This is a genomic window from Microbacterium sp. F2 (genome assembly GCF_052274505.1).
Taxonomy (GTDB): domain Bacteria; phylum Actinomycetota; class Actinomycetes; order Actinomycetales; family Microbacteriaceae; genus Microbacterium.
Window position 1 is genome coordinate 885,747 of record NZ_JBNVBV010000001.1, and the last position, 23,449, is coordinate 909,195.

Here is a 23,449-nt window from a genome sequence, read left to right on the forward strand (position 1 = left end):
CCACGACCTCGCCGTTTCTCGCACCCGGCTGACGGCAGCGTCCTATTCTGGTTGGATCGCCACCTGAGGAGGTCACGTGGAGGGACTGGGACGCAGGGTTCTCGTCGCCGCATTCGACGGCTGGAACGACGCGGGTGAGGCAGCGTCCTCGGCCGTCGCTCATCTGCGCGACTCCGGCGGCTACGAAACTGTCTACTCGGTCGACCCCGAACTGTACTTCGACTACCAGTACACGCGTCCGCAGATTCGTACGACGGCGGATGGGGCGCGGGAGCTGACGTGGCCCGAGACAACCATCCTCAGGCCGACCCGAGCAACACGGGGCACGCAACTCTGGCTCCTCACGGGAGTCGAGCCTGCGCGAGCCTGGCAGGCTTTCGCCTCCGAACTGGTCGATGTTGCCCTGCGCGAAGACATCACCGGCTTTGTGTCGATGGGGTCGATGATGTCGGATGTTCCGCACACGCGCCCGATCTCCGTTTTCGCAGGCAGCGAGAGCGAGCCGGTGAGGGCAGCCCTCGGACTTGAGCGCAGCTCGTACGAGGGACCCGTCGGCATCCTCAGCGTGATCTCGCACGTCGCCACAGCCGCTGGCATCCCGTCAGCGCAGTTGTGGGCAAGCGTGCCGCACTACGTCGCCGGCCACACTCCGTCGCCTAAGGCGAGCCTGGCCCTGCTCGATCGGCTCGAAGACATCACCGGCGCGAAGGTGGATCGGGGTGACTTGCCGGCGCAGGCACGCACCTGGGAAGCCTCGATCGATGCGGCGGCAGCCGATGACGAAGAGATGACGGAGTACATCCACCAGCTCGAGCGCACCCGAGACACCTGGGACTCACCGGAGGCATCCGGCGACGCGATCGCGCAGGAGTTCGAGAAGTACCTGCGTCGCCGCGGCGATGGACCCGGTCGGGGTGGACGCGACGAGCCCCGCAAACCCTGACGCCTCTCAGCTGGGGTCGCCGACTCAGTAGGGCTGGATGACACCCATGCTCAGCAGCACGAGCAGCGCCGCACCGAGAGCTACCCGGTAGACCACGAACGGCATAAAGCTGCGCTTGGAGATCCAGCTCATGAAGAACGCGATGACACCGAGTGCGACGACGAATGCCACACCGGTGGCAGCGGCGGTCTCGATCGGGGTGAACGGCCCCTGCTCGTCCCAGCTCTTGGCGACCTGATAGAAGCCGCTTCCGAAGACCGCGGGAATCGCCAGGAGGAACGCGTAGCGGGCTGCCGCCGCGCGCTCATAGCCGAGGAACAGTCCCGCCGTTATCGTGCCGCCCGAACGCGAGACCCCGGGAATCAGCGCAAGGGCCTGCGCGAACCCGAAGATGATGCCATGCCCCAGGGTGAGCTGGTCGAGCTTTCGACGCTTCGCACCCACGAGGTCGGCGATGCCCAGCAGCACACCGAAGAAGATCAGCATCCCCGCAACCAGCCACAGGGATCGCAGGGTTGTCTCGATCTGATCCTGGAAGAGCAGACCGAGCACGACGATCGGCACCGATCCGATGATGATCAGCCACCCCATGCGGGCGTCCGGGTCGTTCTGCGGCACCTTGCGCACGAGAGCGAGTGACCAACGCGACACGATCCGAACGATGTCGCGCCAGAAGAACACGACGACTGCGGCCTCGGTACCGATCTGGGTGATCGCCGTGAACGCTGCTCCAGGGTCCTGCGCACTGGGCAGAAACTCTCCCAGGATGCGCAGGTGAGCGCTCGATGAGACCGGTAGGAACTCGGTGAGTCCCTGCACAAGGCCGAGGATGATTGCTTCCAGCAGCATGGATGCCTTCCGGATCAGTACGACAGCAGCAGATCGGTCAACACCCGCTGACCGAAGACAAGCGCGTCGAGCGGGACCCGCTCATCAACGCCGTGGAACATACCGGTGAAGTCAAGGTCGGCAGGCAACCGCAGCGGCGCGAACCCGTAGCCGCGGATGCCGAGCTCGGCCAAGGCCTTGTTGTCGGTGCCGCCGCTCATCAGGTACGGGAGGACCGGAACACCCGGATCGTGTCGCCCGAGCGCAGCGACCATGGCATCCACCAGTTCGCCCTCGAAGGGCACCTCGAGACCGATGTCGCGGTGGACGACCTCGATCTCGATGTCTGGCCCGACGATGTCCTGAATGGCGCGAAGGGCGCCGTCTTCTCCATCCGGAAGCGTCCGCACGTCGATCAGCGCCTCGGCGCGATCGGGAATGACGTTGTGCTTGTATCCGGCGGTGAGCGCCGTCGGGTTGCTGGTCGTACGGATGGTCGAGCGCAGGAATCGCGAAGCCGGTCCGGCTGCGGCGGCTACGGCATCCGGGTCATCGGAGGGCTGCCCGGTGAGTTCGGCGATCCGCTGCGTCAGCCGCTCCGTCGTCGCGGTTAGCTCCACCGGCCATGCCGTGCGCCCCAGCGCAGCGACGGCCTCGGCGAGGCGGGTGACGGCGTTGTCTTCGTGGAATGCGCTGCCGTGTGCCGCCCGGCCTCGGGCGACGAGGCGAATCCAGACGAGGGCCTTCTCCCCCACCTGAAGGAGGTAGGCGCGTCGTCCAGCGAGGTCGATCGAGTAGCCGCCGACCTCGCTGATGGCTTCGGTCGCGCCAGCGAACCATTCAGGGCGGTCACGGACAACGAGCGCCGAGCCTTCACCGCCCCCGTTCTCTTCGTCGGCGAAGAAGGTCACCACGAGGTCCCGGGCTGGCCGGCGTCCGCTGCGCAGGATGTCGGCAACGGAGGTCAGGATCATGGCGTCCATGTCCTTCATGTCGACCGCACCGCGTCCCCACAGCATGCCGTCGCGAATCTCTCCTGCAAACGGATCGACCGACCAGTCCTCCGCCACCGCTGGCACGACGTCAAGATGGCCGTGCACCACAAGTGCGGGCTTACCGCGGTCGACACCCGGGATTCGCACGCCGACGTTCGTTCGCCGTTCAATCGGCTCGTAGATCTCGGGCGTCAGATCGAGTTTGCGAAGATAGTCGGCCACGTATTCCGCCGCTTCCCGTTCGCCCCGGGCATGTCCGCCACCCCAATTCGTGGTGTCGAAACGGATGAGGTCCCGGGCGACGACGACGACTTCGGGAAGCTCGGACTCGGTATGTGACACGGCCACAAACCTACCGCGCTCAGACGACGCGAATGTTTCGGGTCGAGACCCCGAGCGATTATCGGCGGCGCCGTTGTCGTGATAATGTCGATCTTCGGTTGCAAGACCGAAACCACTCTGCGCGGGTGGCGGAATAGGTAGACGCGCTAGCTTGAGGTGCTAGTGCCCGTATAGGGCGTGGGGGTTCAAGTCCCCCCTCGCGCACAGACGAAAATGGGTCCCGAAAGGGGCCCTTTTTCGTTTGTCTGGGAGGGGTCGACGCGAGCGCCCCGGGGGTGGGCCCACGCCGCCCGAGGCTCCGCGCGCTGCAAAGCGGCGCGTGGAGTGGCGGTGGGGACAAGTCCCCCCTCGCGCACAGACGAAAAGGGTCCCGAAAGGGGCCCTTTTCGTTTGTCTGGCTTCGCTAGCTCGTCGATGCGTCGTCGGCGACGGAACCGGGGATGATGCACGAGTCGCCTTCGCAGACGACACCGCCGCCGCCGAGCATTGTGAACGGCTGGGCGGCGGCCTGCGGTGTCGGGGAAGCGTCGGTCATGCGGGAGTCCGCTCCGATGCCACCTGCGCAAGCACCTGGGCGAAGGTCTCACTCTCCTGCGCTCCGGAGACACCGTACTTGCCGTCGAAGACGTAGAAGGGTACGCCCTGGATGCCGTACGCAGCGGCCTGCGCGACATCCGCCTTCACCGCTGCGGTGTACTGGCCCGACTCGAGCGCCCGGACGACGTCGTCATGGTCGAGCCCGACGGTTGCGGCGAGATCGGCGAGATCCTCGATCCGGCCGACATGCCCGCCGTCGACGAAGTAGGCCTTCAGGAGGGCTTCCTTCATCTCTGCCTGCACACCGCGCTCCTTCGCGTAGTGCAGCAGTTCATGGGCTTTGATCGTGTTCGTCTGGTGGATGTGGTCGTAGTCGTATGCGAGACCCTCACCCGCAGCGAGTGTCGTCACGCGCTCGACCATCTGAGCGGCCTGCTCGGGCGAGACGCCCTTCCGCTCGGAGAGGTACTGTACCGGTGAGCCGTCGTAGTCAACCGGAGTATCGGGGGCCAACTCGAAGGAGTGGTACTCGATCTCCACGGGAACTCCCGAGGCCAGCACACCCTTCTCGAAACGTCGCTTCCCGATGTAGCACCAGGGGCATTGCACGTCCGACCAGACGTCGACCTTGATCGGGGCAGCAGAAGACTCGCTCATGTCACATCGAACCGCGACATCGCGGGGACTATTCCCGTCGGCACCCATCGCAGGCCCAGGCGCCCGCATCAGCCGACCGACACGCCGAAGAGCAGTCCCAGAACGTACGTCACCGCTGCTGCTCCAAAGCCGATCGCGAGCTGCCGTAGCGCACGCTTCAACGGCGGACCACCGGACAGCAGCCCGACGGTCGCGCCCGTCGCCAGGAGCGCAACGCCGACGAGCGCCAGCGCCGTCACAACTGCCGCGAGTCCCGACAGTCCGAATATCCACGGCAGCACCGGAATGATCGCTCCCGAAGCGAAGAACAGGAAGCTCGAAATCGCTGCGCCCCACGCGCTTCCGACGACGTCATCCTCGCCCTCGCCGCCGATGCCACCGCGAGCAAGCGCACCGGGGCCCGCCGCTTGCGCGTCGCCGATAATTGCGCGCGCCGCCGCAAGAGCCTCGTCTTCCGGCATCCCTCGTGTTCGGAACACCAGCGCCAGCTCGTTCGCATCGAGATCGAGGAACGACAAGACGTCGTCCGCGTAATCGTTCGGCTGCGTCGCCGCCAGCAGCTCACGCTGGGATCGCACGGACACGAACTCACCGGCGCCCATCGACAGCGCACCGGCGAGCAGACCCGCGATACCGCTGAACAGCACGAACTGCGGGGCGACTCCGGTCGCACCGATTCCCATGACGAGGGCGAGGTTCGAGACCAGGCCGTCGTTCGCGCCGAAGACCGCGGCCCGGAACGTCCCCGACAGCCGCCGTCGTCCGCGGGCGGCAAGCCCACGCACGACCTCGTGGTGGATCTTCTCATCGGCAGCCATCTGCGAGGTCGCGTGCGGATCGCTGTCGTAGGGAGAACGGGCCTCGGCGTTCTGAGCGAGCGCGAGCACAAAGATCGATCCGAAGTGCCGCGCCATCCACGCGAGCGTTCGCGTCGACAGTCGTGGCCGGGGCAGCGTTTCCGGCTCGCCGCCGAGCAACTGGAGCCAGTGGGACTCGTGCCGACGTTCGGCATCCGCGAGGGCTTCCAGGATCGCCCGCTCCTCGCCGGTGCGGCGGGCAGCCAGCTCACGGTATACGCGCGCTTCGGCGCGCTCGTCCACAAGGTACTGAGCCCACCTCCGCCGCTCGCCAGCCGTCGATTCGGCGTTCATCGGGCTCCTTCTGGGGTCCTCCCCAGGGTAGGAGACACGGCGAGGGCCGCCCGCTCGAATCCGAGGATTCGCAGCATTTTGGAGAACCGAATCCCGGCTACGACCTCACCCGGACGCGCAGCACATCAATACGCGCCTGAAGCTGCGCGACCGTCGCGTGCGAGACTGCCGGGCCCCCGCAGATACGGCGAAGCTCGGCATGGACATGGCCGTGCTGTTCGCCAGACTGCCTCGCGTACAGCCCCACGAGGCTGTTGAGCAGTTGCCGCTGTTCCTTCAGCGTGCGGTGCAGCGCAGGAGGCGGCGCGGGCGGCGCGTCATCCATCGCCCCCGCCTCACGCTCTCGCGCTTCGCGCGCCTGCCGGTGGCGGCTTTGCCGCGCCTGCCGCTGCATCAGCAGATCGTGTACGTGTTCGGGTTCGAGGAGCCCGGGAAGGCCGAGGAACTCCTCCTCTTCGGGCGTTCCCGGCGTGGCGAGCTGTCCGAACTCCTTACCGTCGAACAGCACACGGTCAAAGTGTGCGATGGCGCCGAGAGCCGCGTACTCGAACTCGTCGGTCAACGCGTCGGATGCGGCATCCTCGCGCTCCGCAGCCGCGAGCAGGTCGTCTTCAGCCGACCATTCGCCGTCCTCGTCCGAGGGGCGGTCGAGCGCGTGATCGCGCTGGCGTTCGAGCTCTCCGGCCAAGGCGAGCAGCGGCGGCACGTGCGGCAGGAAGATGCTGGCCGTCTCGCCGCGGCGCCGCGCCCGCACGAACCGGCCGATCGCCTGCGCGAAGAACAGCGGCGTCGACGCCGAGGTCGCGTACACCCCGACCGAGAGCCGCGGCACATCAACGCCCTCGGACACCATTCGCACGGCGACCATCCAGCGGCTCGTATCGGCGGCGAACGACTCGATGCGGGCGGATGCCTCGGGCTCATCAGAGAGCACGACCGTCGGCTCTTCGCCGGTCACCGTCTGCAGGATCTGTGCGTACGCCCGCGCGGCAGTCTGATCCGTGGCGATCACCAGGCCGCCGGCATCCGGAACGTGCTCTCGCACTTCGGTGAGCCGGCGATCGGCCGATCGCAACACTGCAGGAATCCACTCGCCGCCCGGATCGAGAGCTGTGCGCCAGGCCTGCGCCGTGATGTCTTTCGTGTTGTCTTGCCCGAGCTGCGCTTCCATCTCGTCGCCGGTGCGGGTTCGCCACCGCATGTGGCCGGCGTAGACGAGAAAGAGCACGGGACGCACGACCCCGTCTTCGAGGGCGCGCCGATACCCGTAGTCGTAATCGGTACGAGACACGCGGATGCCTTCAGCCGTGGGGTGGTACTCCACGAACGGGATGGGCGCCGTGTCACTGCGGAAGGGAGTGCCCGACAGCAGCAGGCGTCGTGTCGCGCGTCCGAAAGCCTCGCGGAGCGCGTCTCCCCAGCTGAGGGCATCACCGCCGTGGTGCACCTCATCGAGGATCACGAGCGTCCGTGCCGTCTCCGTGACCCCCTGGTGCACTGACGCCTTCGTGGCTACCTGCGCGTAGGTGACCGCGACCCCGTGGTAGTGGCGGGCGGGACGGGTGTGACGGTTCGTGAAATGGGGGTCCAGGCGCAGCGATACTCTCGCCGCGGCATCCGCCCACTGGGTCTTCAGGTGCTCGGTCGGGGCAACGACGACGACCCGGTCGATGATCCCGCGCCGCAGCAACTCGGTTGCCAGGCGCAGAGCGAACGTCGTCTTGCCGGCACCGGGCGTCGCGGCGGCCAGGAAGTCGCGAGGTCCACCGCCCGGGCCATCGGGCCCGTCCATGTCGAAGTACTGATCAAGCGCCTCTGCCTGCCACGCGCGCAAGCGCCCGGCAGTTCCCCACGGGGCGCGCTGCGGATAGGACGGCGACAGGTGTTCGGCGGCGAAGCTCCCCCGCGGGTGATCGGATCCCGGGACCGGCGCTGTCTCGTGCACGCTCCCCCTCCCCACACACATCGGTCGCTCGTCGGACCGCCCGACTACGATAGACGACCAGGAGGACAGAGAATGGCCGCCACCGACGAACACCGCACTCCGTTCATCGCCAACAGCGAACCTCACCCCTGGCGACGGTTCGTGGCTCTCGGCGACTCGTTCACGGAGGGCATCGGCGACCCCGACCCCGCTCATCCCGGATCACACCTCGGCTGGGCCGACCGCGTCGCCGACGTGCTGGGGTCGCAGTCCGAGGACTTCGCCTACGCGAATCTTGCCGTGCGCGGCAAGCTCATCGCCCAGATCGTCGACGAGCAGGTAGAACCGGCCCTCGCACTTTCTCCCGACCTCATCACGTTCTGCGCCGGCGGCAATGACGTCATCCGTCCCGGCACCGATCCTGACGAGATCTCCCAGCTGTTCGAGGATGCCGTTGTGCGCTTGAGCAGCACCGGCGCGACAGTCGTGATCTTCACGGGCATCGACACGAGTTTCACCCCGGTGTTCCGCGCATTTCGCGGCAAGATCGCGATCTACAACGAGAACCTGCGCGCCATCGCCGACCGCTACGACTGCATCGTCGCCGACCAGTGGTCTCTCAAAGAGATTCAAGATCCGCGCTTCTTCGATGACGACAGACTCCATCTGAACGCGCTGGGTCACCACGAAGTGGCACGGATGGTCTTGCGCGCGTTGAACGTGTCGAACGATCTCGTGCCGATGCAGCCAGATCCCTTCCCTTCCCGCACGTGGCGCGAAGCGCGTGCCGGCGATCTGGTCTGGGCACGCACGCACCTCGTGCCGTGGGTCCTGCGGCGCCTGCGTCATCAGTCGTCCGGAGACAACCTGACAGCCAAACGTCCGCAGCCGCTTCCGGTAGCGACTACTGGTGCGATCACTCTGCCGCGTGAGGATGCCTGAGCGCCCACAGCGCGACGGCGCTGGCCGCGGCGACGTTCAGTGAGTCGACACCTCCCGCCATCGGGATGGTCACGACGGTGTCGGCAGCGGCGAGAGCTTTCGGTGTGAGCCCGTCACCCTCGGCGCCGAGCATGAGCGCCACGCGGGAGGCCGGCTCGAAGTCATCGAGCGAAACAGCGTCCTCGCGCAGCGCGAGTGCCGCGATCTGGAACCCTTCCTCGTGCAGGATGCTGCGCGTCTGGTCCCAGTCGGGCAGTCGCGTCCACGGCACTTGGAAGACGGTTCCCATGCTGACCCTGACGCTCCGCCGGTAGAGCGGGTCGGCACAGCGCGGCGAGACGAGCACCGCATCGGCGCTGAGGCCTGCGCAGGCACGAAAGATCGCACCGACGTTGGTGTGGTCGACGATGTCTTCGAGCACGACCACGAGTCTCGCTTCTCGGAGGACATCCCGAAGCGGCGGCATCTCTGGCCGGTGCATGGCCGCCAAGGCGCCACGGTGCACGGCGTAGCCCGTGAGGCGCTCAGCGAGGTCGGCCTCGACAACGTACACCGGCACGTTCGGGTGCTGTGCGAGCAACGGGACGAGATCATCGATCCACTTCTCCTGCACCAGGACCGAACGCGGCCGATGACCCGCGCCCAACGCGCGGCCGATCACCTTCGCAGACTCCGCGATGTACAGGCCTCCGGCAGGCTCGATGCGGCGGCGCAAGGCGACATCGGTGAGATCCCGGTAATCCTCAAGCCGCGGGTCCGTTGCATCTCGGACGTCGATGCGCTGCATCCCTCGATCCTCTCATTCATGCGGTGCAGGCCCAGCAGCACGAAACATCCCCGAAAACCTGGATGCCTAGACTGGAATGAGGCAAGGCAGAGGAGGCAGGCATGTCGCTCATCGACGGTGCTGCCGCGGACGTTCCCGAAGCCCTCGCCCGAGCGCTACGCGTCCTTGACGGACGCACCATGACGATCCTCACCGGAGCCGGAGTATCAACCGATTCCGGCATCCCCGACTACCGGGGAAAAGGCGCGCCGGCGCGGCGCCCGATGACGGTCGAGCAGTTCCTCGGAAGCGATGAGGCGCGTCGCCGCTACTGGGTCGGCTCGCATCTCGGCTGGCGGAGCTTCGCCTCGGCGGAACCGAACGCCGGGCACCGAGCCATCGCCGGGCTCGAAGAGCACGGGATCGCGACCGGGGTCGTCACGCAGAACGTCGACGGTCTTCATGTGCGCGCCGGTAGCCGTCGTGTCGTCGAGCTGCACGGCACGATGCGCCGCGTGTTCTGCATCCGCTGCGGTCAGGTCTTCGACCGACGAGACCTCTCGTCGCGGGTGGAGAGCGACAACCCGTGGCTGGTCACCACCCACGAGCTGCCCCTCGGACCCGACGGAGACGTGACGCCCGAGACGACCGAAGGGTTCGTCGTGCCGGATTGCTCCGTGTGTGCGGGAACCCTCAAGCCCGACGTCGTCTTCTTCGGCGAGTACATCCCATCCGAGAAATTCCGCGAAGCCGAGCAGCTCGTCCTGGGTAGTGACGCGCTGGTCATTGCCGGATCGTCGCTCGTCGTGAACTCGGGGATCCGCCTGCTCGAACGAGCACGACGACGCCGCATCCCCATCGTGATCATCAACCGCGGCCAGACGCGGGCCGATGCTCGCGCAACCGTGAAGATCGACGGCGGAACCTCCGAGGCCCTCACCGCGCTGCTGGAGGGGCTGGCGCCCACCGGGCACCGGGAGCTGGCAAGTAGTCTCGAGAGGTGATCCACCTCACGCTCATCCGCCATGGCGAGACCGACTGGAATCGCGCTCGGCTCATCCAGGGCAGTACCGACATACCCCTCAACGACACGGGTCGGGAGCAAGCCCGGCAGACCGCCGACCGGCTGAGCGGCGTGCTCGATGACCCGGCCGCTGCGCGCATCGTCAGCAGCGACCTCTCCCGTGCCCGTGAGACAGCGCAGATCATCGCTGACCAGTGGGGCTCGCCAGCCCCACTGGCGTATCCCGCACTGCGTGAGCGCGCGTACGGCGACGCTGAGGGGGTCACCATCGAGGACTTCGCCGCACGGTGGGGCGATTGGTACACCTCCGAGGTCCCCGGCGCCGAGTCACGCGAACTGCTGCGCCTCCGGGCCTTCGAAGGCTTTGACACCCTTGTCACCGATGCGCTCCGGTCTCAGCCCGATGTCACGCACATCTTCGTGGTCACCCACGGCGCACTCATCCGCTCTGTCATCCATCACGTGAGCGACGGCAGGTTGCCGGCGCGCCAAGAGCGGCTGGCAAACGGATCCGACTACACCTTCCACTACTCACCCGACGGGCTGACGCTGATCGAGTACGCCGGCACCACGGTTTCGCTCTGAGCTGGGCATACCGATCTGCCCACTGGAATGCACTACGCAGCTCGCTCAGTTTCGTAATGACATTGTGAGCAACATGACCAATCCGCGAATCGGCAACATGCTAGCCTTCCGCGATATGACCGCTCTTGACCATGTCGACCTCGAGCTCTTGGCCGCGCTCGCGGAAGACCCGCGCGCGACAGTTGTTGCGCTCTCGGATCGTCTCGGTTTATCCCGAAACACCGTGCAGGCGCGGATGTCGAGGCTCGACAAGGCCGGAGTCTTTCTCTCGTACGAGCGAGCCCTCTCCCCCACGGCGCTGGGCTTCCCGATCGAAGCATTCCTCAACGTCACGGTCCGTCAGGGGGAACTGCCGCGCATCACGGCAGAACTCGAGCGGATTCCCGAGATCGTTCAGGTGCATGGCCTGAGCGGAACCGTGGATCTGCTCGTGCGGGTCGCGTGCCGCGACACACAGCATCTGTTCGACACCGACGCCCGCATCCTCGCGATCGAGGGTGTGGAGCGCACCGAGACCTCGCTCGCGATGGGTGAGGTGATCGGTTACCGCGTGCGCCCGCTCATGGAGCTGGCACGAGGGGAACGCTAGCCGCCTCCTCCTTCGCGGCCTCACCCGGGTCGGATCGCACCAGGATCACGCCTGCCAAGATCATCGCTCCCCCGACAGCTTGCATGACGGTCGGGACTTCGGCGATCACAAGCCACGCGATCAGCAGGGCGAACAGCACTTCGGTGAGCCCGACGAACGATGCGACGCGGGATCCGAGCATCGATCCCGCTCGCACTCCGAACGCGTAGCCTCCGGCGGTTGCCACGACGATCACCCATACGATCGGGATGTACCAGGGAACGCTCACGCCGGCCAACACAACGTCGACGGCCGGTGCGGTGAACGCAAAGAGGCCGGTGCCGACCAGCACACCCATGAGAAGAGCGCCGGTAATGAGGCCGCCCGAGGCCAGCGCGAGGGGCGGGATGTCGTCGCCGGTCTTCTCGGCGATGAGAAAGTACGCGGCGGTACAGGCCGCAGCGGCCAAAGCCAGCAGGGTGCCGATCAGGTCGAAGCTTGCACCAGCGATGTCGACGACGAGTACGAGCCCAACGATCGCAAGAACAGAGCCCGCCAGAATGCGACGCGTGGGTGCGCGCCGGGTCCGAACCCAGGCGAGCCCGACGAGAAGGACCGGGGCGAGGTACTGAATGAGGAGGGCCATCGCCACCGGCATCCGTTGCAGCGCGGCGAAGTAGAAGATTTGACACCCGGCCACTCCCGTGAGCCCGAACGCGATGATCAGCAGTCCGTGCTTGCGAAGAAAGCCGGGCCGGCGACGGATCGTAACGATCAGAACGGGCGCGAGAATCAGCGCCGCGCCACCCATACGCAGCAACAGGGTCGCGCCCAGACTCCAGCCCGCCTCCATGAGCGGCTTCATGAAGCTCCCCGAGGACGCGAAGCTCAGGGCAGAGAGCAGACCGATCGCAAGCCCAGCCACCGACGAGTGCCGGCCCGCGGGGGCAACGAGAACGGGGACCGGAGTGGTCGGAGCGGACATGGGCGGCCTGTCAGGAGTGAAAGGGGTTGACACTCGTGACACACTGGTCACGAACGAAACAGTAGCCCTCGGAATGTCAGGAGTCAACATGGTCTTTATCCATGACACCGAGATGGCCCTGCGCGCGGCCGTCGACCTGGTCAACACCCTGCCGCTCAACGGCGACGAAGACACTCTGACGACCGCGGACGAGTACGAGGCCTTCCTTGCGCGGTACCCGTACAGCGGCAGGATTTCGCGCACGAGGCAGGAGCGAGAGGCGGTGCGCAGCATCCGCATTCGGCTGCGCTCACTGTGGGATGTCGACCGCGAAAGCGCCGTCCCGTTGGTCAACGCGATGCTTCGCGATGGCGAAGCCCTCCCCCAACTCGTGATCCACGACGACTACGACTGGCATGTGCACGCGTCGGATGACGATGCACACCTGGCCACCCGCATCCTCGTCGAGACCGCCATGGCGTTCGTGGAGGTCATTCGCATGGACGAGTATGACCGCGTGCTCGTCTGCGAGGCTGATGACTGCGAGGGTGTGCTGGTCGATTTCTCTCGCAATCGCTCAAAGCGCTACTGCGACACCGGCAACTGTGGCAACCGCATGAATGTCATCGCGTATCGAGCTCGTCGAGCCCAAGAAAGCTCCTGACCGCCGCTGCCGCAACCTGTGGCGTCTCATAGTGGATGAGGTGGCCCACATCGGGGATCTCCACGAGGTTCGCGTCAGCAAACAGTCCCGCGAGCACACGCTCGGCCTCGATGGGGGTGATGTCGTCGCGGTCGGCGGCGATCAGCAACGTTGGCTGAGAGATCTGCGGCGCGAACTCCCGAACGTCGTGGGAGACCGAGGTCACGAACGCGTCGTGCAGCACGTCCCGGTCGGCAAAGCGGGAGAAGTACGTGTCGTGCTGGTCATGGATGAACCGGCGGAGCTCCGGGTCCTTCGTCTTGGCCATGGAGACACTCATGACCCGCACCACAACGCCGTTGCGCAACAGGGCTGTGCCCGCCCGGCTCGGCATCCGTGCCCCGGCCCAGTAGTAGAAGACAGCAAGCCTCGTGAGGATGCCGCGCGGGCCCTCCAGCGCGGGTGCGCCGATCGGATTGACAAGGATCACGCGGGGCGTCGCCAACCCCCCGGCCACGGCGGCCGAAACGACGATCGAGCCGAAGGAGTGACCGAGGATGACGGCCCCCGGCGCGACACGGGCGACGAAGTCGGTCAGCCACTCGGCGTAGAGGGCGAGGTCGTGACGGCGCCCGGGAACCGGCGCCGTCTCGCCGAAGCCGGGGAGGTCCGGCGAGATGACGCGGACGTCCGGGAGGTAGGCGACGACGGGCTCGAGACCGTGGTGTTCGCCGCGAAAGCCGTGCACAGCGACGATCGTGATCGGCGCGTCAGCGGGCCCGTACTCCCAGAACACGGTGGTCCCCCCGAGTACCGGCACTTCGCGACGTGTCACCGGTATCTCGTCCAGGAGCGCGGCGTACGGATGCGGGGCGGGCACCCGACGAGTCTAGTGACCGTACCTCATCTGGTCGGGCAGGCCCATAATGACGAAGACCCCGCTCGAAAGCGAGGTCTTCGTCGTGTGCGATTCGGGCTTACTTGCTCGAGCCGCCGAAGTTCTTGAAGCGCTGGTTGAACTTCTCGACGCGACCGGCCGAGTCCATAATGCGCTGCTTGCCCGTGTAGAACGGGTGCGATGCCGAGGAGATTTCGACGTCGATGACGGGGTACTCCACGCCGTCGAGTTCGATCGTCTTGTCGCTGCTGACCGTCGAACGCGTGAGGAAGGTCTCGCCGGAACCGAGGTCGCGGAACACGACAGCCTGGTAGTCGGGGTGAATGTCAGTCTTCATGGGGTTCCTTGCCGAGATAGGGAAAGAAAGTCTGCGGTGCGCTGGCACCAAAGGACGAGTCTACCAGGTTCGCGTGCGGATGCCGATCACAAGGTCCTCGCTCGCGCCGCGTAACGGCCAGCCTCCTGATGCAGAGCGATCGGCACCCCGAACGCCGTGCTGAGCGCGTCCTCGGTCAGAGTCTCGCGCAACGGTCCCGCAGCGACGACGGCACCGTCGCGGAGCAACAGCACGTGAGTGAAGCCCACCGGGATCTCTTCCACGTGGTGGGTGACCATGACCATGGCGGGAGTCGTCGGCTCGGCAGCGTAACCGCTCAGAAGTGTGAGAAGTTCCTCGCGCGAGCCCAGGTCCAGGCTCGCGGTGGGCTCATCCAGCAGCAGCAGTTCGGGGTTTGTCATGACCGACCGAGCGATCTGCACACGCTTCTGCTCGCCGTCAGAGAGTGTTCCGAACGTTCGCGTTGCGAGATCGTCGAGTTGCCACTCGGCAAGGACTCGCATCGCTCGACGGATATCGACCTGGTCGTACTCTTCGCGCCAGCGACCCATGACCGCATAGGCAGCGGTCATCACGACATCCAGCACCGTCTCATCCGGCGGGATGCGACGCGCCATGGATGTCGAGGCAAAACCCACGCGTGGGCGCAACTCGAAGACGTCGGTCCGCCCAATCCGCTCCCCCAGGATGCTCACGCGACCAGAGGTGGGATGAAGGAGCGATGCACACAGCTCGAGCAGAGTCGTCTTGCCCGCCCCATTGGGGCCGAGGACGACCCATCGCTCATCGTCGGACACGGTCCAGTCGATGTGATCGATGATGTCTCGGGCGTTTCTGCGAACGACGACGTCGGAGAATTCGAGCACCTGAGCCATGCCGTCAAGCCTATCGGGAGCCGCGGATCACCTCTGCGTACAGCGCGGCGGTTTGCTCCGCGATGCGCTGCCAACTGAACGCGGTCGTCGCGCGCTCTCGACCCGCCTGCCCGTAGGCCTTCGCCGCCTCACGATCGCTCACGACCTCGCTCAGAACGCGGGCCAAGTCGGCAACGAAAGCCTCGGGATCCAGTGGCGTTCCGGTGCCGTCCGAGACCTGCTCGATGGGCACGAGCCTGCCCGTCACACCGTCGACCACGACTTCCGGGATGCCGCCGGTAGCGGTGCCGACGACGGCTGCTCCGCATGCCATCGCCTCGAGGTTCACGATGCCGAGGGGCTCGTAGATCGAGGGGCACACGAAGGTCGTCGCCGCTGTCAGCGCTACGCACAGCTCGTGCCGGCTGAGGTGTCGGTCGATCCAGACGACCCCATCCCGAGTCTCCTGCAGGCCGCGGACAAGACCCTCGACCTCGGCGAGGATCTCAGGGGTATCCGGAGCGCCGGCACACAGGATCAGCTGCACCTCCGGGTCGAGGAGCTCGGCTGCGCGAAGGAGGTACGGCAGGCCTTTCTGGCGGGTGATGCGCCCGACAAAGACGACGGAGGGTCGGGTCGGATCGATGCCGAGCGCAGCAAGCGTCTCGGCATCCTCGACCGGATGCCACTGCTCGGTGTCGATGCCGTTGTAGATGACCCGGACGGTCGCGGGGTCGAGGCCGGGGTAGCTGCGCAGGATGTCGGCACGCATGCCTTCACTGACCGCCACGATCGCCGCAGCCCCGTGGTAGGCGGTGCGCTCGATTTCGCTCGAGACCGCATACCCGCCACCGAGCTGCTCCGCCTTCCAGGGACGAAGCGGCTCGAGACTGTGCGCGGTGACGATGTGCGGGATGCCGTTGAGGAGGCCGGCGATGTGCCCGGCGAAGTTGGCGTACCAGGTGTGAGAGTGAACGACGGCGGCACCAGCGACGTCATCGACGATGAGCAGATCGGTGCCCATCGTCTGAATCGCCGCGTTGGCATCACGCAACTCCGCGGGTGTGACGTAGGACGTCGTATCAGTCTCGTCGCGGTCAGCGCCGAACGCACGCACCTGAACCTCGAGCGGCTCATGGCCCGGTGCATCGGTTGCGGGTAGCGCGCGGAGGGCTTTGACGAGCTCCGCGACGTGGACGCCTGCGCCTCCATAGATCTCGGGCGGATACTCCTTGGTGACGATGTCGACGCGCATGTGTCGAACGCTAGTACAGGGTCGTGGGGCGGCATAGTGTTGGGGGTATGGCTACGTCGCCCAAGATCTTTGGAATCGTCCTCGCCGGTGGAGAGGGCAAGCGGCTGATGCCGCTGACCGCCGACCGAGCCAAACCCGCTGTTCCCTTCGGCGGTCAGTACCGTTTGATCGACTTCGCTATCTCGAACCTGATCAATTCGGGGCTTCGGCAGATCGTTGTGCTCACGCAGTACAAGTCGCACAGCCTCGACCGACACATCTCCCAGACCTGGCGGATGTCCCCGATGCTGAGCTCCTACGTCACGTCGGTGCCTGCCCAACAGCGGCTGGGCAAGCGCTGGTTCTCGGGGTCTGCCGATGCGATCTTGCAGTCGATGAACCTCATCATCGACGAACAACCCGACATCGTCATCGTCATCGGCGCCGACCACGTCTACCGCATGGACTTCCGCCAGATGCTCGACGCCCACATCGCATCGGGCGCGCGGGCGACTGTTGCCGGCATCCGCCAACCGATCGGCCTGGCGAACCAGTTCGGCGTCATCGATGTCGAGCCCGGTTCGACGCGGATCCGCGAGTTCCTCGAGAAGCCGCAGAATCCGAGCGGTTTGGCGGATGCTCCGCACGAGGTGCTGGCGTCGATGGGTAACTACATCTTCGACACGGATGCCCTCATCGAGGCCGTCGAGGCCGACGGCGAGATCCCGACATCGAACCATGACATGGGCGGCGACATCGTGCCGTATTTCGTCGACCGCGGCGAAGCGAGCGTGTATGACATGAAGCTCAACGACGTTCCGGGCTCTACGGATCGGGACCGGTCGTACTGGCGCGACGTCGGAACCATCGACTCGTTCTTCGACGCGCACATGGATCTGATCTCGACGCTCCCGGTGTTCAACCTCTACAACACCGACTGGCCGATTCACTCGCAGACGGTCAACTCGCCGCCGGCGAAGTTCGTGCGCGACTCGGTCGGAAGGATCGGGACCGCCATCGATTCGGTGGTTTCGCTCGGTTCAGTGCTCTCCGGGACGCACTTGGAGCGCAGCGTCGTCGGGCCGTGGACTCTGGCAGCTGGCGGGTCGACCATCACGGATGCCGTGCTGTTCGACTATGTGCGCGTGGGACCGGGTGCGCGCGTTCACCGCGCAATCCTGGACAAGAACGTCGTGGTCGCAGACGGCGCCACGATCGGGGTCGACCGGGCCCATGACCTCGAGCGTGGATTCACCGTCACCGACTCCGGAATCACGGTGGTCGGCAAGGGCGTCGTCGTCGAGCGCTGATCTTCCCGTTCCGGCTCAGCACGACCGGGCCGGTAGCGTAGTCGGGTGATGCCAGCCCGTTTCCTTGTCGTCCTCGATGCCGATTCGACGCTGCTGCGTAACGAGGTGATCGAGCTCATCGCGGATGAGGCTGGTCGCGGAGCGGAGGTCGCTGCCGCGACGGAGGCCGCGATGCGCGGCGAGGTGGACTTCGCTGCGAGCCTGCGAACACGCGTTTCTGCTCTGACAGGAGTTCCGCTTGCTGCGTTCGAGCGCGTGCTCGCGCGCGTGGAGCCGACGCTCGGGGCATCCGAGTTCATCGCTGGTGTCCACGACCGCGGCGGCGTTGTCGGTGTCGTGTCCGGCGGTTTCCACGAGGTGCTCGATCACATCGCACCCGCACTCGGGGTGGATCGCTGGCGAGCAAATCGCCTAGCCGCCTCCGATGGTGCTCTGACAGGAGCCGTGGACGGTGAGATCATCGATGCCGAGGGGAAGGCAGCAACCCTGCGCGAGTGGGCGCGTGTGCTTGAGCTACCCCTCTCGCGGACGATCGCGGTGGGCGACGGCGCCAATGATCTACGCATGATGGCGGCGGCGGGCTTGGGCGTGGCTTTCAACGCGAAGCCGACAGTCCGAGAGCTTGCGAATGTCGTGATCGACCCGGTCGATCTGCGCGAGATCCTCCCGCTCCTCCCCCGCTGAGCGCCACCGCGGACGATGGGTCGCGCCTCAATCGATGGTCTGTGTCGGATGCCAGGACTAGCGTGACGACATGCACATCATTCTGATCCCCGGCCTTTGGCTCGACGCGTCATCGTGGGACGACATTGTTCCGGCGCTTCGCGACGCCGACCACGAGCCGCATCCTGTGACGCTTCCGGGGGTTGGCGAACCGGCCGACGCCTCCGGTGAGATCGGCATCGCCGACTGGGTGGATGCCGTCGTCGCGATGATCGACGGGCTCGAGGGTGACGTCGTGCTCGTCGGCCATAGCGGAGGGGGCAACGTCGCATGGGGCGCTGCAGACCGTCGCGTGGACCGGGTGACGCGGGTGATCCTGGTCGACACGCTCCCGCCGACCCCTGGCGGGATGATCTGGGAGTTCCCCGTCGTCGACGGCGTGGTGCCCTTCCCCGGGTGGGACACGTTCGAGAACCCGGAGATCCGGGATCTCTCCGAGGCGGTGCGAGCCGACGTGGCGAAGCGGGCGCTCTCGGTGCCAGCACGCGTGCCGACCGACGCGATCACGCTCACAGACGAGCGACGTCACCGCGTGCCGATGACCATCCTGATGGGTACTGCCAGCGCCGACGAGATCAGTGGCCTGCTTGAGGAACCGCCGGCGTGGGCAGCAGAGCTCGCCGCCAGCGAGCACCTCTCGATCGTCGAGATCGACTCGGGTCACTGGCCGCAGTTCTCGGTTCCCGATGAGCTCGCTAAGCACCTCGTCGCCGCCATCAGGGAGACCTGAGCGGGGTCAGTGCCCCATACCCAATCCGCCATCGACCGGGATGACCGCTCCCGAGATGTAGGCGGCATCGTCTGAGGCGAGCCAGGTGACGACGCCGGCTACCTCGTCGGGAGTCGCGAACCGGCCCGCAGGAATCGTCGCCTTGTACTGAGCCTGGGTCTCCTCCGGCAGCTCAGCAGTCATGTCGGTTTCGATGAAGCCGGGCGCAACCACGTTCGCGGTGATAGCGCGGCCAGCCAGCTCGCGCGTCAGCGAGCGGGCGAAGCCCACAAGCCCACTCTTCGACGAGGCGTAGTTGATCTGTCCGGGCGAGCCGTAAAGGCCGACGACGCTCGAGATCAGGATGACGCGTCCCCACTTTGCTCGCAGCATCCCCTTCGCCGCCCGCTTGACGACACGGAATGCGCCGCCGAGATTCGTCGCCACCACCGAATCGAAGTCGTCTTCGCTCATACGCAGCAGCAGAGTGTCCTTCGTGATCCCGGCGTTTGCGACGACGATCGTCACGGGTCCGAGCTTCTCTTCCACCTCGGCGAAAGCGGCGTCGACGGCCGCGGCATCCGTGACATCAGCGCGAACCGTCAGCGTACCGGCGGGGCCCTCTCCAGAACGCGCGGTCACGGCGACGGGGTACCCCTCCGCGACGAAACGCTCGGCGATGGCGCGACCGATGCCGCGATTGCCTCCGGTAACGAGAACGACGTGATCGGTGGACATGAAGCAGCTCCTGCGGTCGATTCGACCCGCGGTGTGAGCGGGACCGCCCCAGACTACCGTCCACGTTGACACGCCCGGGGGCGACTGGAACGCTGGTGGAAGCACGAATGATCGTGCGGATGCGTGTCAGAAAGGCCGAACTGTGAGCGACCAGAACTCCCCCGCAACCCCCGAGGAACAGCCGCCAGCGGCAGCTCCGGTACCGCCGGCGCCGACGGCTCCCGCTGCGTATCCGCCGCCGGCCCCGCCCGCACCCCCCGCGTACAGTGCGCCGGCGGCTCCGCCCGCCTACGGCGCGGCTCCGGCGTACGCCGCGTACCCGCAGGGCCCCAAGACCAACACGCTGGCGATCGTGTCGCTCGTGTCATCGCTCGTGGGCGTGTTCGTGATCCCCATCATCGGCCAGATCGTCGGGATCATCACCGGCCACATGTCGCTGAGCCAGATCAAGCAGACGGGCGAGGGCGGCCGTGGGCTGGGGCTCGCCGGCGTCATCATCGGCTGGGTCTCGCTCGGCCTGTGGATCCTGGGCATCATCGCACTCGTGCTCTTCTTCGTCGCCGTCGGCACCGCAGGGATGACGAGCTACCGATCCTGAGACGCACCACATCAGCGCGGCCCCGACGGATCCCGTCGGGGCCGCGCGGCGTACTCTGGTAGCACCGTGAAATCATCAGCAAAGCCGCAACCGGCGACGTCCCTTCCCCGGGCACCGAAAGAGGACGCCGGCAAGCGGTCGACGACGTATCTCGTGATGATGGCGATCCGTCTCGTCTGCTTCGCCCTCGTCCTGTTCGTCACGCCCTACAGCTGGTACACCTGGGTCTTTGCGGCCATGGCGATCTTCCTGCCGTACCTCGCCGTCGTCATCGCCAACGTCAGCGCCGACATGACGGCACCCACGGCACTCGGACCGGAGCGCATGATCGAGGCTCCCGCGCCCAGCGCGGCACCGTCCCCCGCTGCTACGCAAGCGCCGCAAGTGATCCGAATCGACGAGAGTCCGCAGGAGCGCGCGGGTGAGAGCTGAATCCGCGTCACCGGGCTCCGAGACGATCTGTTCGCGCGCCGGATGCCGAGAGGCCGCGCGCTGGAGCATCCGGTGGCGAAACCCGCGAATCCACACGGGAGATCGCAGCAAGACCTGGCTCGCGTGCGATGAGCATGTCGGTTACCTGCGCGAGTTCCTCACTGCCCGCTCGTTCCCGGTGAGCGTTGACGCATTCGCGGCGGAACAGGCGTGAGTGAGCACGAGGCGCCCGCGGCAGAGCACGAGGCGCCGGCGGCAGGGCACAGGGCGCCCGCGGCGGTGCGGTGGACGGCGTACGTCGCCGTCGCGGTGCTGTTCGCGATAGCGTGCGGATTTCTGTCGAACTGGCAGTTCACGCGCAACGCTGAGCGCTCGCAGCAGCTTGCGCTCGTCGAGGCCAACTACGACGCCGAACCGGCGACGCTTGATGATCTGGTTCCTGCGACCGGGGAGCTACCGGTCGATAACGAGTGGCACCCGGTTGCGCTCGAGGGGACCTATCTCGTCGATGACACCGTGCTGGTGAGGAACCGCCCGCACGGCGGTACTGCCGCCTTCGAGGTACTGGTGCCGTTCCAGACCACGGATGGCCGGATCCTGCTCATCAACCGCGGTTGGGTACCGCCCGCCGAAGACAGTGATCCGAGTGCGATCCCCGCGCCCCCGGCAGGGACCGTCGAGGTGATCGCGCGGCTGCGGCCGGGCGAGTCGCTCCCCCGATCCGGCCGAACCGACGCCCCCGAGGGCCAAGTGCCGACGATCCACCTTCCCCTCATCGCAGAGGAGCTCGGGGGCGATCCCGCCTTCATCACGAGCGCCTACGGTGTGATGGTCTCGGAGTCGCCGACCGCGGCATCCCTCCCGAATCCGCTGGAATCCCCCTCCGATGACCCCGGGCCCTACCTGTCGTATGCGATTCAGTGGATCCTGTTCGCCGTCATGGGGTTCTTCTTCATCGGCTATGTGATTCGCACCGAGATTCGTCACCGTCGGGAGGAAGCAGACGACTCCCCCCGTCCCCCGCGCGGCCAGCGCCGTCGCGACCGCGATATGGCCGAGGAAGACGAGATCCTCGACCGGCTCCCCCAGTAGTTCGCAGAGTGGGACGACCGAGGGCGAGCGTCACGCGAGCGTGATGAGGTCGATATAGTCGCGACCCCAGATGTCTTCAACACCGTCGGGCAGAATGAGGACCCGCTCGGGGTTGAGCGCCTCGACAGCGCCCTCGTCGTGCGAGACCAGGATGACGGCGCCCTCGTAGTGAGCAAGCGCGCCGAGGATCTCATCGCGGGATGCCGGGTCGAGGTTGTTCGTCGGCTCGTCCAGCAGCAGCACGTTGGCGCTCGAGACCACCAGTGTCGCGAGCGACAGGCGGGTTTTCTCCCCGCCCGAGAGCACGCCGGCCGGCTTGAGCACATCGTCCCCCGTGAACAGGAACGACCCCAGCACCTTGCGCGCTTCGGTCGCGGTGATGTCGGGCGCCGCGGACATCATGTTGTCGAGTACGGAGCGGCCCACATCGAGGTTCTCATGCTCCTGCGCGTAGTACCCGATCTTCAGACCGTGCCCGGGCTCGATCTGCCCGGTGTCGGGACGATCGACTCCGGCGAGGATGCGCAGCAGTGTCGTCTTCCCGGCGCCGTTGAGACCCAGCACGACAACCTTGGATCCGCGGTCGATCGCGAGGTCGACATCCGTGAAGATCTCCAGCGATCCGTACGACTTCGACAGGCCGGATGCCATGAGCGGCGTCTTGCCGCACGCTGCGGGCTTCGGGAAGCGGAGCTTGGCGACGCGGTCTTCTTGCCGCACCTCGTCGAGCCCCGAAAGAAGCTTCTCGGCCCGTGCGAGCATCTGGTGGGCTGCCGCGGCCTTCGTCGCCTTGGCCCCGAACTTCGCTGCCTGCTGCTGCAGCGCCGTCGCCTTCTTCTCGGCGTTCGCACGCTCCTTCTTGCGGCGCTCCTCGTCGGCCACGCGCTGGCGCAGATAGTTCTTCCACGACATGTTGTAGATGTCGATGACCTGGCGATTCGCATCGAGATAGAAGACGCGGTTGACGGTCTCACCGACGAGCTCGACATCGTGCGAGATGACGATGAGGCCACCCTTGTAGTTCTTCAGGAACTCTCGCAGCCACACCACACTGTCGGCATCCAGGTGGTTCGTCGGCTCATCGAGGATCATCGTCTGCGCGTCCGAGAACAGGATGCGGGCAAGTTCGATGCGACGGCGCTGACCACCCGAAAGCGTGCTGAGCGGCTGGTCGAGGATGCGGTCGGGCAGCGCCAGGTTGTGGGCGATCGAGGCGGCTTCAGCCTCGGCGGCGTACCCGCCCAGCGCCTCGAAGCGCTCGGTGAGCGATCCATACCGGCGCATGGCGCGCGCCGCGACATCGGCGTCGTCATCGGCCATCGCGAGGCTCGCCTCGTGCATTCCGATGGCGAGCTGACCGAGCCCACGCGCGTCCAGGATTCGGGTGCGGGCGAGGTCTTCGGGATTGCCCGACCGCGGGTCCTGGGGCAAGTACCCGAGCTCCCCGCTGCGATCCACGCGACCGCCAGCCGGCAGAAGGTCACCCGAGAGCACCTTCGTGAGTGTCGTCTTGCCGGCACCATTGCGGCCCACGAGCCCGACCTTGTCGCCCGCGCCCACGCGGAACGTGACGTCCGACATGAGCACCCGGGCTCCCACGCGAATCTCGAGGTCGTGCACGGAGAGCACAGCAAAGCTCCGTTTCATTCGGTGAG

General features: G+C 66.4%; 27 protein-coding genes and 1 tRNA gene. 14 read left to right on the plus strand and 14 right to left on the minus strand.

The features are described from left to right. Positions 1-76: 76 nt before the first annotated feature. Positions 77-943 carry a PAC2 family protein gene (locus ACQVDU_RS04355; protein ID WP_300592570.1) on the plus strand — a complete coding sequence of 289 codons (867 nt, stop codon included), beginning with the start codon at positions 77-79 and terminating at the stop codon, positions 941-943. A 24-nt stretch (positions 944-967) separates the two neighbouring features. On the opposite strand, the gene ACQVDU_RS04360 is transcribed toward ACQVDU_RS04355, so the two are convergent. Then, complete coding sequence (locus tag ACQVDU_RS04360) at positions 968-1,792, minus strand: undecaprenyl-diphosphate phosphatase (protein WP_300592573.1); 825 nt, start codon at positions 1,790-1,792, stop codon at positions 968-970. A 14-nt stretch (positions 1,793-1,806) separates the two neighbouring features. Continuing rightward, entirely contained in the window at positions 1,807-3,114 is a 1,308-nt protein-coding gene (locus ACQVDU_RS04365) for a M20/M25/M40 family metallo-hydrolase (RefSeq protein ID WP_443476316.1), read from the minus strand. Positions 3,115-3,227: 113 nt separating this feature from the next. Between ACQVDU_RS04365 and ACQVDU_RS04370 the strand changes: the two genes are divergently transcribed. After that, positions 3,228-3,312: transfer RNA gene (locus tag ACQVDU_RS04370), tRNA-Leu, on the plus strand. A gap of 199 nt (positions 3,313-3,511) precedes the next feature. Here ACQVDU_RS04370 and ACQVDU_RS04375 read toward each other — a convergent pair. The 4 genes from ACQVDU_RS04375 to ACQVDU_RS04390 all read right to left on the minus strand — a co-directional run bounded on the left by ACQVDU_RS04375 (position 3,512) and on the right by ACQVDU_RS04390 (position 7,398). After that, complete coding sequence (locus ACQVDU_RS04375) at positions 3,512-3,643, minus strand: hypothetical protein (RefSeq protein ID WP_363493221.1); 132 nt, start codon at positions 3,641-3,643, stop codon at positions 3,512-3,514. After that, positions 3,640-4,302 (minus strand): DsbA family oxidoreductase, encoded by a 663-nt coding sequence (locus tag ACQVDU_RS04380; protein ID WP_300591410.1) that lies wholly within the window; start codon positions 4,300-4,302, stop codon positions 3,640-3,642. The genes ACQVDU_RS04375 and ACQVDU_RS04380 overlap by 4 nt, the downstream gene beginning before the upstream one ends. Positions 4,303-4,370: 68 nt before the next feature. Then, positions 4,371-5,453, minus strand: a complete 1,083-nt coding sequence (locus ACQVDU_RS04385; RefSeq protein ID WP_300591411.1) for a VIT1/CCC1 transporter family protein — start codon at positions 5,451-5,453, stop codon at positions 4,371-4,373. A 97-nt stretch (positions 5,454-5,550) separates the two neighbouring features. Beyond that, a complete protein-coding gene (locus ACQVDU_RS04390; protein WP_443476317.1) occupies positions 5,551-7,398 on the minus strand; it encodes a DEAD/DEAH box helicase in 1,848 nt (615 codons plus the stop codon). 72 nt (positions 7,399-7,470) lie between these two features. On the opposite strand from ACQVDU_RS04390, the gene ACQVDU_RS04395 reads away from it, so the two are divergent. After that, positions 7,471-8,319, plus strand: a complete 849-nt coding sequence (locus ACQVDU_RS04395; RefSeq protein WP_443476318.1) for an SGNH/GDSL hydrolase family protein — start codon at positions 7,471-7,473, stop codon at positions 8,317-8,319. Here ACQVDU_RS04395 and ACQVDU_RS04400 read toward each other — a convergent pair. Further along, complete coding sequence (locus ACQVDU_RS04400) at positions 8,294-9,106, minus strand: TrmH family RNA methyltransferase (protein ID WP_363493228.1); 813 nt, start codon at positions 9,104-9,106, stop codon at positions 8,294-8,296. The genes ACQVDU_RS04395 and ACQVDU_RS04400 overlap by 26 nt on opposite strands. A gap of 101 nt (positions 9,107-9,207) precedes the next feature. Here ACQVDU_RS04400 and ACQVDU_RS04405 point away from each other — a divergent pair, with 101 nt between their 5' ends. The 3 genes from ACQVDU_RS04405 to ACQVDU_RS04415 all read left to right on the plus strand — a co-directional run bounded on the left by ACQVDU_RS04405 (position 9,208) and on the right by ACQVDU_RS04415 (position 11,283). Further along, on the plus strand, positions 9,208-10,089 hold the full coding sequence (locus ACQVDU_RS04405) for a Sir2 family NAD-dependent protein deacetylase (protein WP_363493230.1): 882 nt from the start codon (positions 9,208-9,210) through the stop codon (positions 10,087-10,089). Beyond that, complete coding sequence (locus ACQVDU_RS04410; protein ID WP_363493232.1) at positions 10,086-10,694, plus strand: histidine phosphatase family protein; 609 nt, start codon at positions 10,086-10,088, stop codon at positions 10,692-10,694. The genes ACQVDU_RS04405 and ACQVDU_RS04410 overlap by 4 nt, the downstream gene beginning before the upstream one ends. Before the next feature lie 115 nt (positions 10,695-10,809). After that, on the plus strand, positions 10,810-11,283 hold the full coding sequence (locus tag ACQVDU_RS04415) for an Lrp/AsnC family transcriptional regulator (protein ID WP_300593749.1): 474 nt from the start codon (positions 10,810-10,812) through the stop codon (positions 11,281-11,283). On the opposite strand, the gene ACQVDU_RS04420 is transcribed toward ACQVDU_RS04415, so the two are convergent. Beyond that, positions 11,255-12,247: an EamA family transporter gene (locus ACQVDU_RS04420; RefSeq protein WP_300593746.1), complete on the minus strand. Its 993-nt coding sequence runs from the start codon at positions 12,245-12,247 to the stop codon at positions 11,255-11,257. The genes ACQVDU_RS04415 and ACQVDU_RS04420 overlap by 29 nt on opposite strands. 88 nt (positions 12,248-12,335) lie before the next feature. Here ACQVDU_RS04420 and ACQVDU_RS04425 point away from each other — a divergent pair, with 88 nt between their 5' ends. After that, complete coding sequence (locus tag ACQVDU_RS04425; RefSeq protein WP_443476319.1) at positions 12,336-12,890, plus strand: CGNR zinc finger domain-containing protein; 555 nt, start codon at positions 12,336-12,338, stop codon at positions 12,888-12,890. On the opposite strand, the gene ACQVDU_RS04430 is transcribed toward ACQVDU_RS04425, so the two are convergent. The 4 genes from ACQVDU_RS04430 to glgA form a co-directional block, all read right to left on the minus strand. Next, positions 12,850-13,749, minus strand: coding sequence for an alpha/beta fold hydrolase (locus ACQVDU_RS04430; protein WP_300593740.1), 900 nt, complete (start codon positions 13,747-13,749; stop codon positions 12,850-12,852). The genes ACQVDU_RS04425 and ACQVDU_RS04430 overlap by 41 nt on opposite strands. A gap of 97 nt (positions 13,750-13,846) precedes the next feature. Then, complete coding sequence (locus tag ACQVDU_RS04435) at positions 13,847-14,104, minus strand: type B 50S ribosomal protein L31 (protein ID WP_292735706.1); 258 nt, start codon at positions 14,102-14,104, stop codon at positions 13,847-13,849. 86 nt (positions 14,105-14,190) lie between these two features. Further along, a complete protein-coding gene (locus ACQVDU_RS04440; protein WP_300590423.1) occupies positions 14,191-14,979 on the minus strand; it encodes an ABC transporter ATP-binding protein in 789 nt (262 codons plus the stop codon). 10 nt (positions 14,980-14,989) lie between these two features. Further along, entirely contained in the window at positions 14,990-16,213 is a 1,224-nt protein-coding gene (gene glgA / locus ACQVDU_RS04445) for a glycogen synthase (protein ID WP_300590422.1), read from the minus strand. 47 nt (positions 16,214-16,260) lie between these two features. Between glgA and ACQVDU_RS04450 the strand changes: the two genes are divergently transcribed. From ACQVDU_RS04450 to ACQVDU_RS04460, 3 genes are all read left to right on the plus strand, one after another. After that, on the plus strand, positions 16,261-17,502 hold the full coding sequence (locus tag ACQVDU_RS04450; protein WP_292710568.1) for a glucose-1-phosphate adenylyltransferase: 1,242 nt from the start codon (positions 16,261-16,263) through the stop codon (positions 17,500-17,502). Between the two features lie 48 nt (positions 17,503-17,550). Next, positions 17,551-18,186 (plus strand): phosphoserine phosphatase SerB, encoded by a 636-nt coding sequence (gene serB / locus ACQVDU_RS04455; protein WP_300592074.1) that lies wholly within the window; start codon positions 17,551-17,553, stop codon positions 18,184-18,186. Positions 18,187-18,256: 70 nt separating this feature from the next. Next, a complete protein-coding gene (locus tag ACQVDU_RS04460) occupies positions 18,257-18,955 on the plus strand; it encodes an alpha/beta fold hydrolase (RefSeq protein WP_300592045.1) in 699 nt (232 codons plus the stop codon). A 6-nt stretch (positions 18,956-18,961) separates the two neighbouring features. On the opposite strand, the gene fabG is transcribed toward ACQVDU_RS04460, so the two are convergent. Further along, complete coding sequence (gene fabG / locus ACQVDU_RS04465) at positions 18,962-19,672, minus strand: 3-oxoacyl-ACP reductase FabG (RefSeq protein ID WP_300592047.1); 711 nt, start codon at positions 19,670-19,672, stop codon at positions 18,962-18,964. A 142-nt stretch (positions 19,673-19,814) separates the two neighbouring features. On the opposite strand from fabG, the gene ACQVDU_RS04470 reads away from it, so the two are divergent. From ACQVDU_RS04470 to ACQVDU_RS04485, 4 genes are all read left to right on the plus strand, one after another. Then, on the plus strand, positions 19,815-20,270 hold the full coding sequence (locus ACQVDU_RS04470) for a DUF4190 domain-containing protein (protein WP_443476320.1): 456 nt from the start codon (positions 19,815-19,817) through the stop codon (positions 20,268-20,270). 66 nt (positions 20,271-20,336) lie between these two features. After that, positions 20,337-20,702, plus strand: coding sequence for a DUF3099 domain-containing protein (locus ACQVDU_RS04475; RefSeq protein ID WP_363493251.1), 366 nt, complete (start codon positions 20,337-20,339; stop codon positions 20,700-20,702). Beyond that, positions 20,692-20,916 carry a hypothetical protein gene (locus tag ACQVDU_RS04480; RefSeq protein ID WP_363493253.1) on the plus strand — a complete coding sequence of 75 codons (225 nt, stop codon included), beginning with the start codon at positions 20,692-20,694 and terminating at the stop codon, positions 20,914-20,916. Before ACQVDU_RS04475 ends, ACQVDU_RS04480 begins: the two co-directional genes overlap by 11 nt. Beyond that, positions 20,913-21,794 carry an SURF1 family cytochrome oxidase biogenesis protein gene (locus tag ACQVDU_RS04485; RefSeq protein ID WP_443476321.1) on the plus strand — a complete coding sequence of 294 codons (882 nt, stop codon included), beginning with the start codon at positions 20,913-20,915 and terminating at the stop codon, positions 21,792-21,794. The genes ACQVDU_RS04480 and ACQVDU_RS04485 overlap by 4 nt, the downstream gene beginning before the upstream one ends. Before the next feature lie 30 nt (positions 21,795-21,824). Here the strand turns inward: ACQVDU_RS04485 and ACQVDU_RS04490 are convergent, their stop codons facing one another. Beyond that, positions 21,825-23,423, minus strand: a complete 1,599-nt coding sequence (locus ACQVDU_RS04490; RefSeq protein ID WP_443476396.1) for an ABC-F family ATP-binding cassette domain-containing protein — start codon at positions 23,421-23,423, stop codon at positions 21,825-21,827. Between the last annotated feature and the right edge of the window lie 26 nt (positions 23,424-23,449).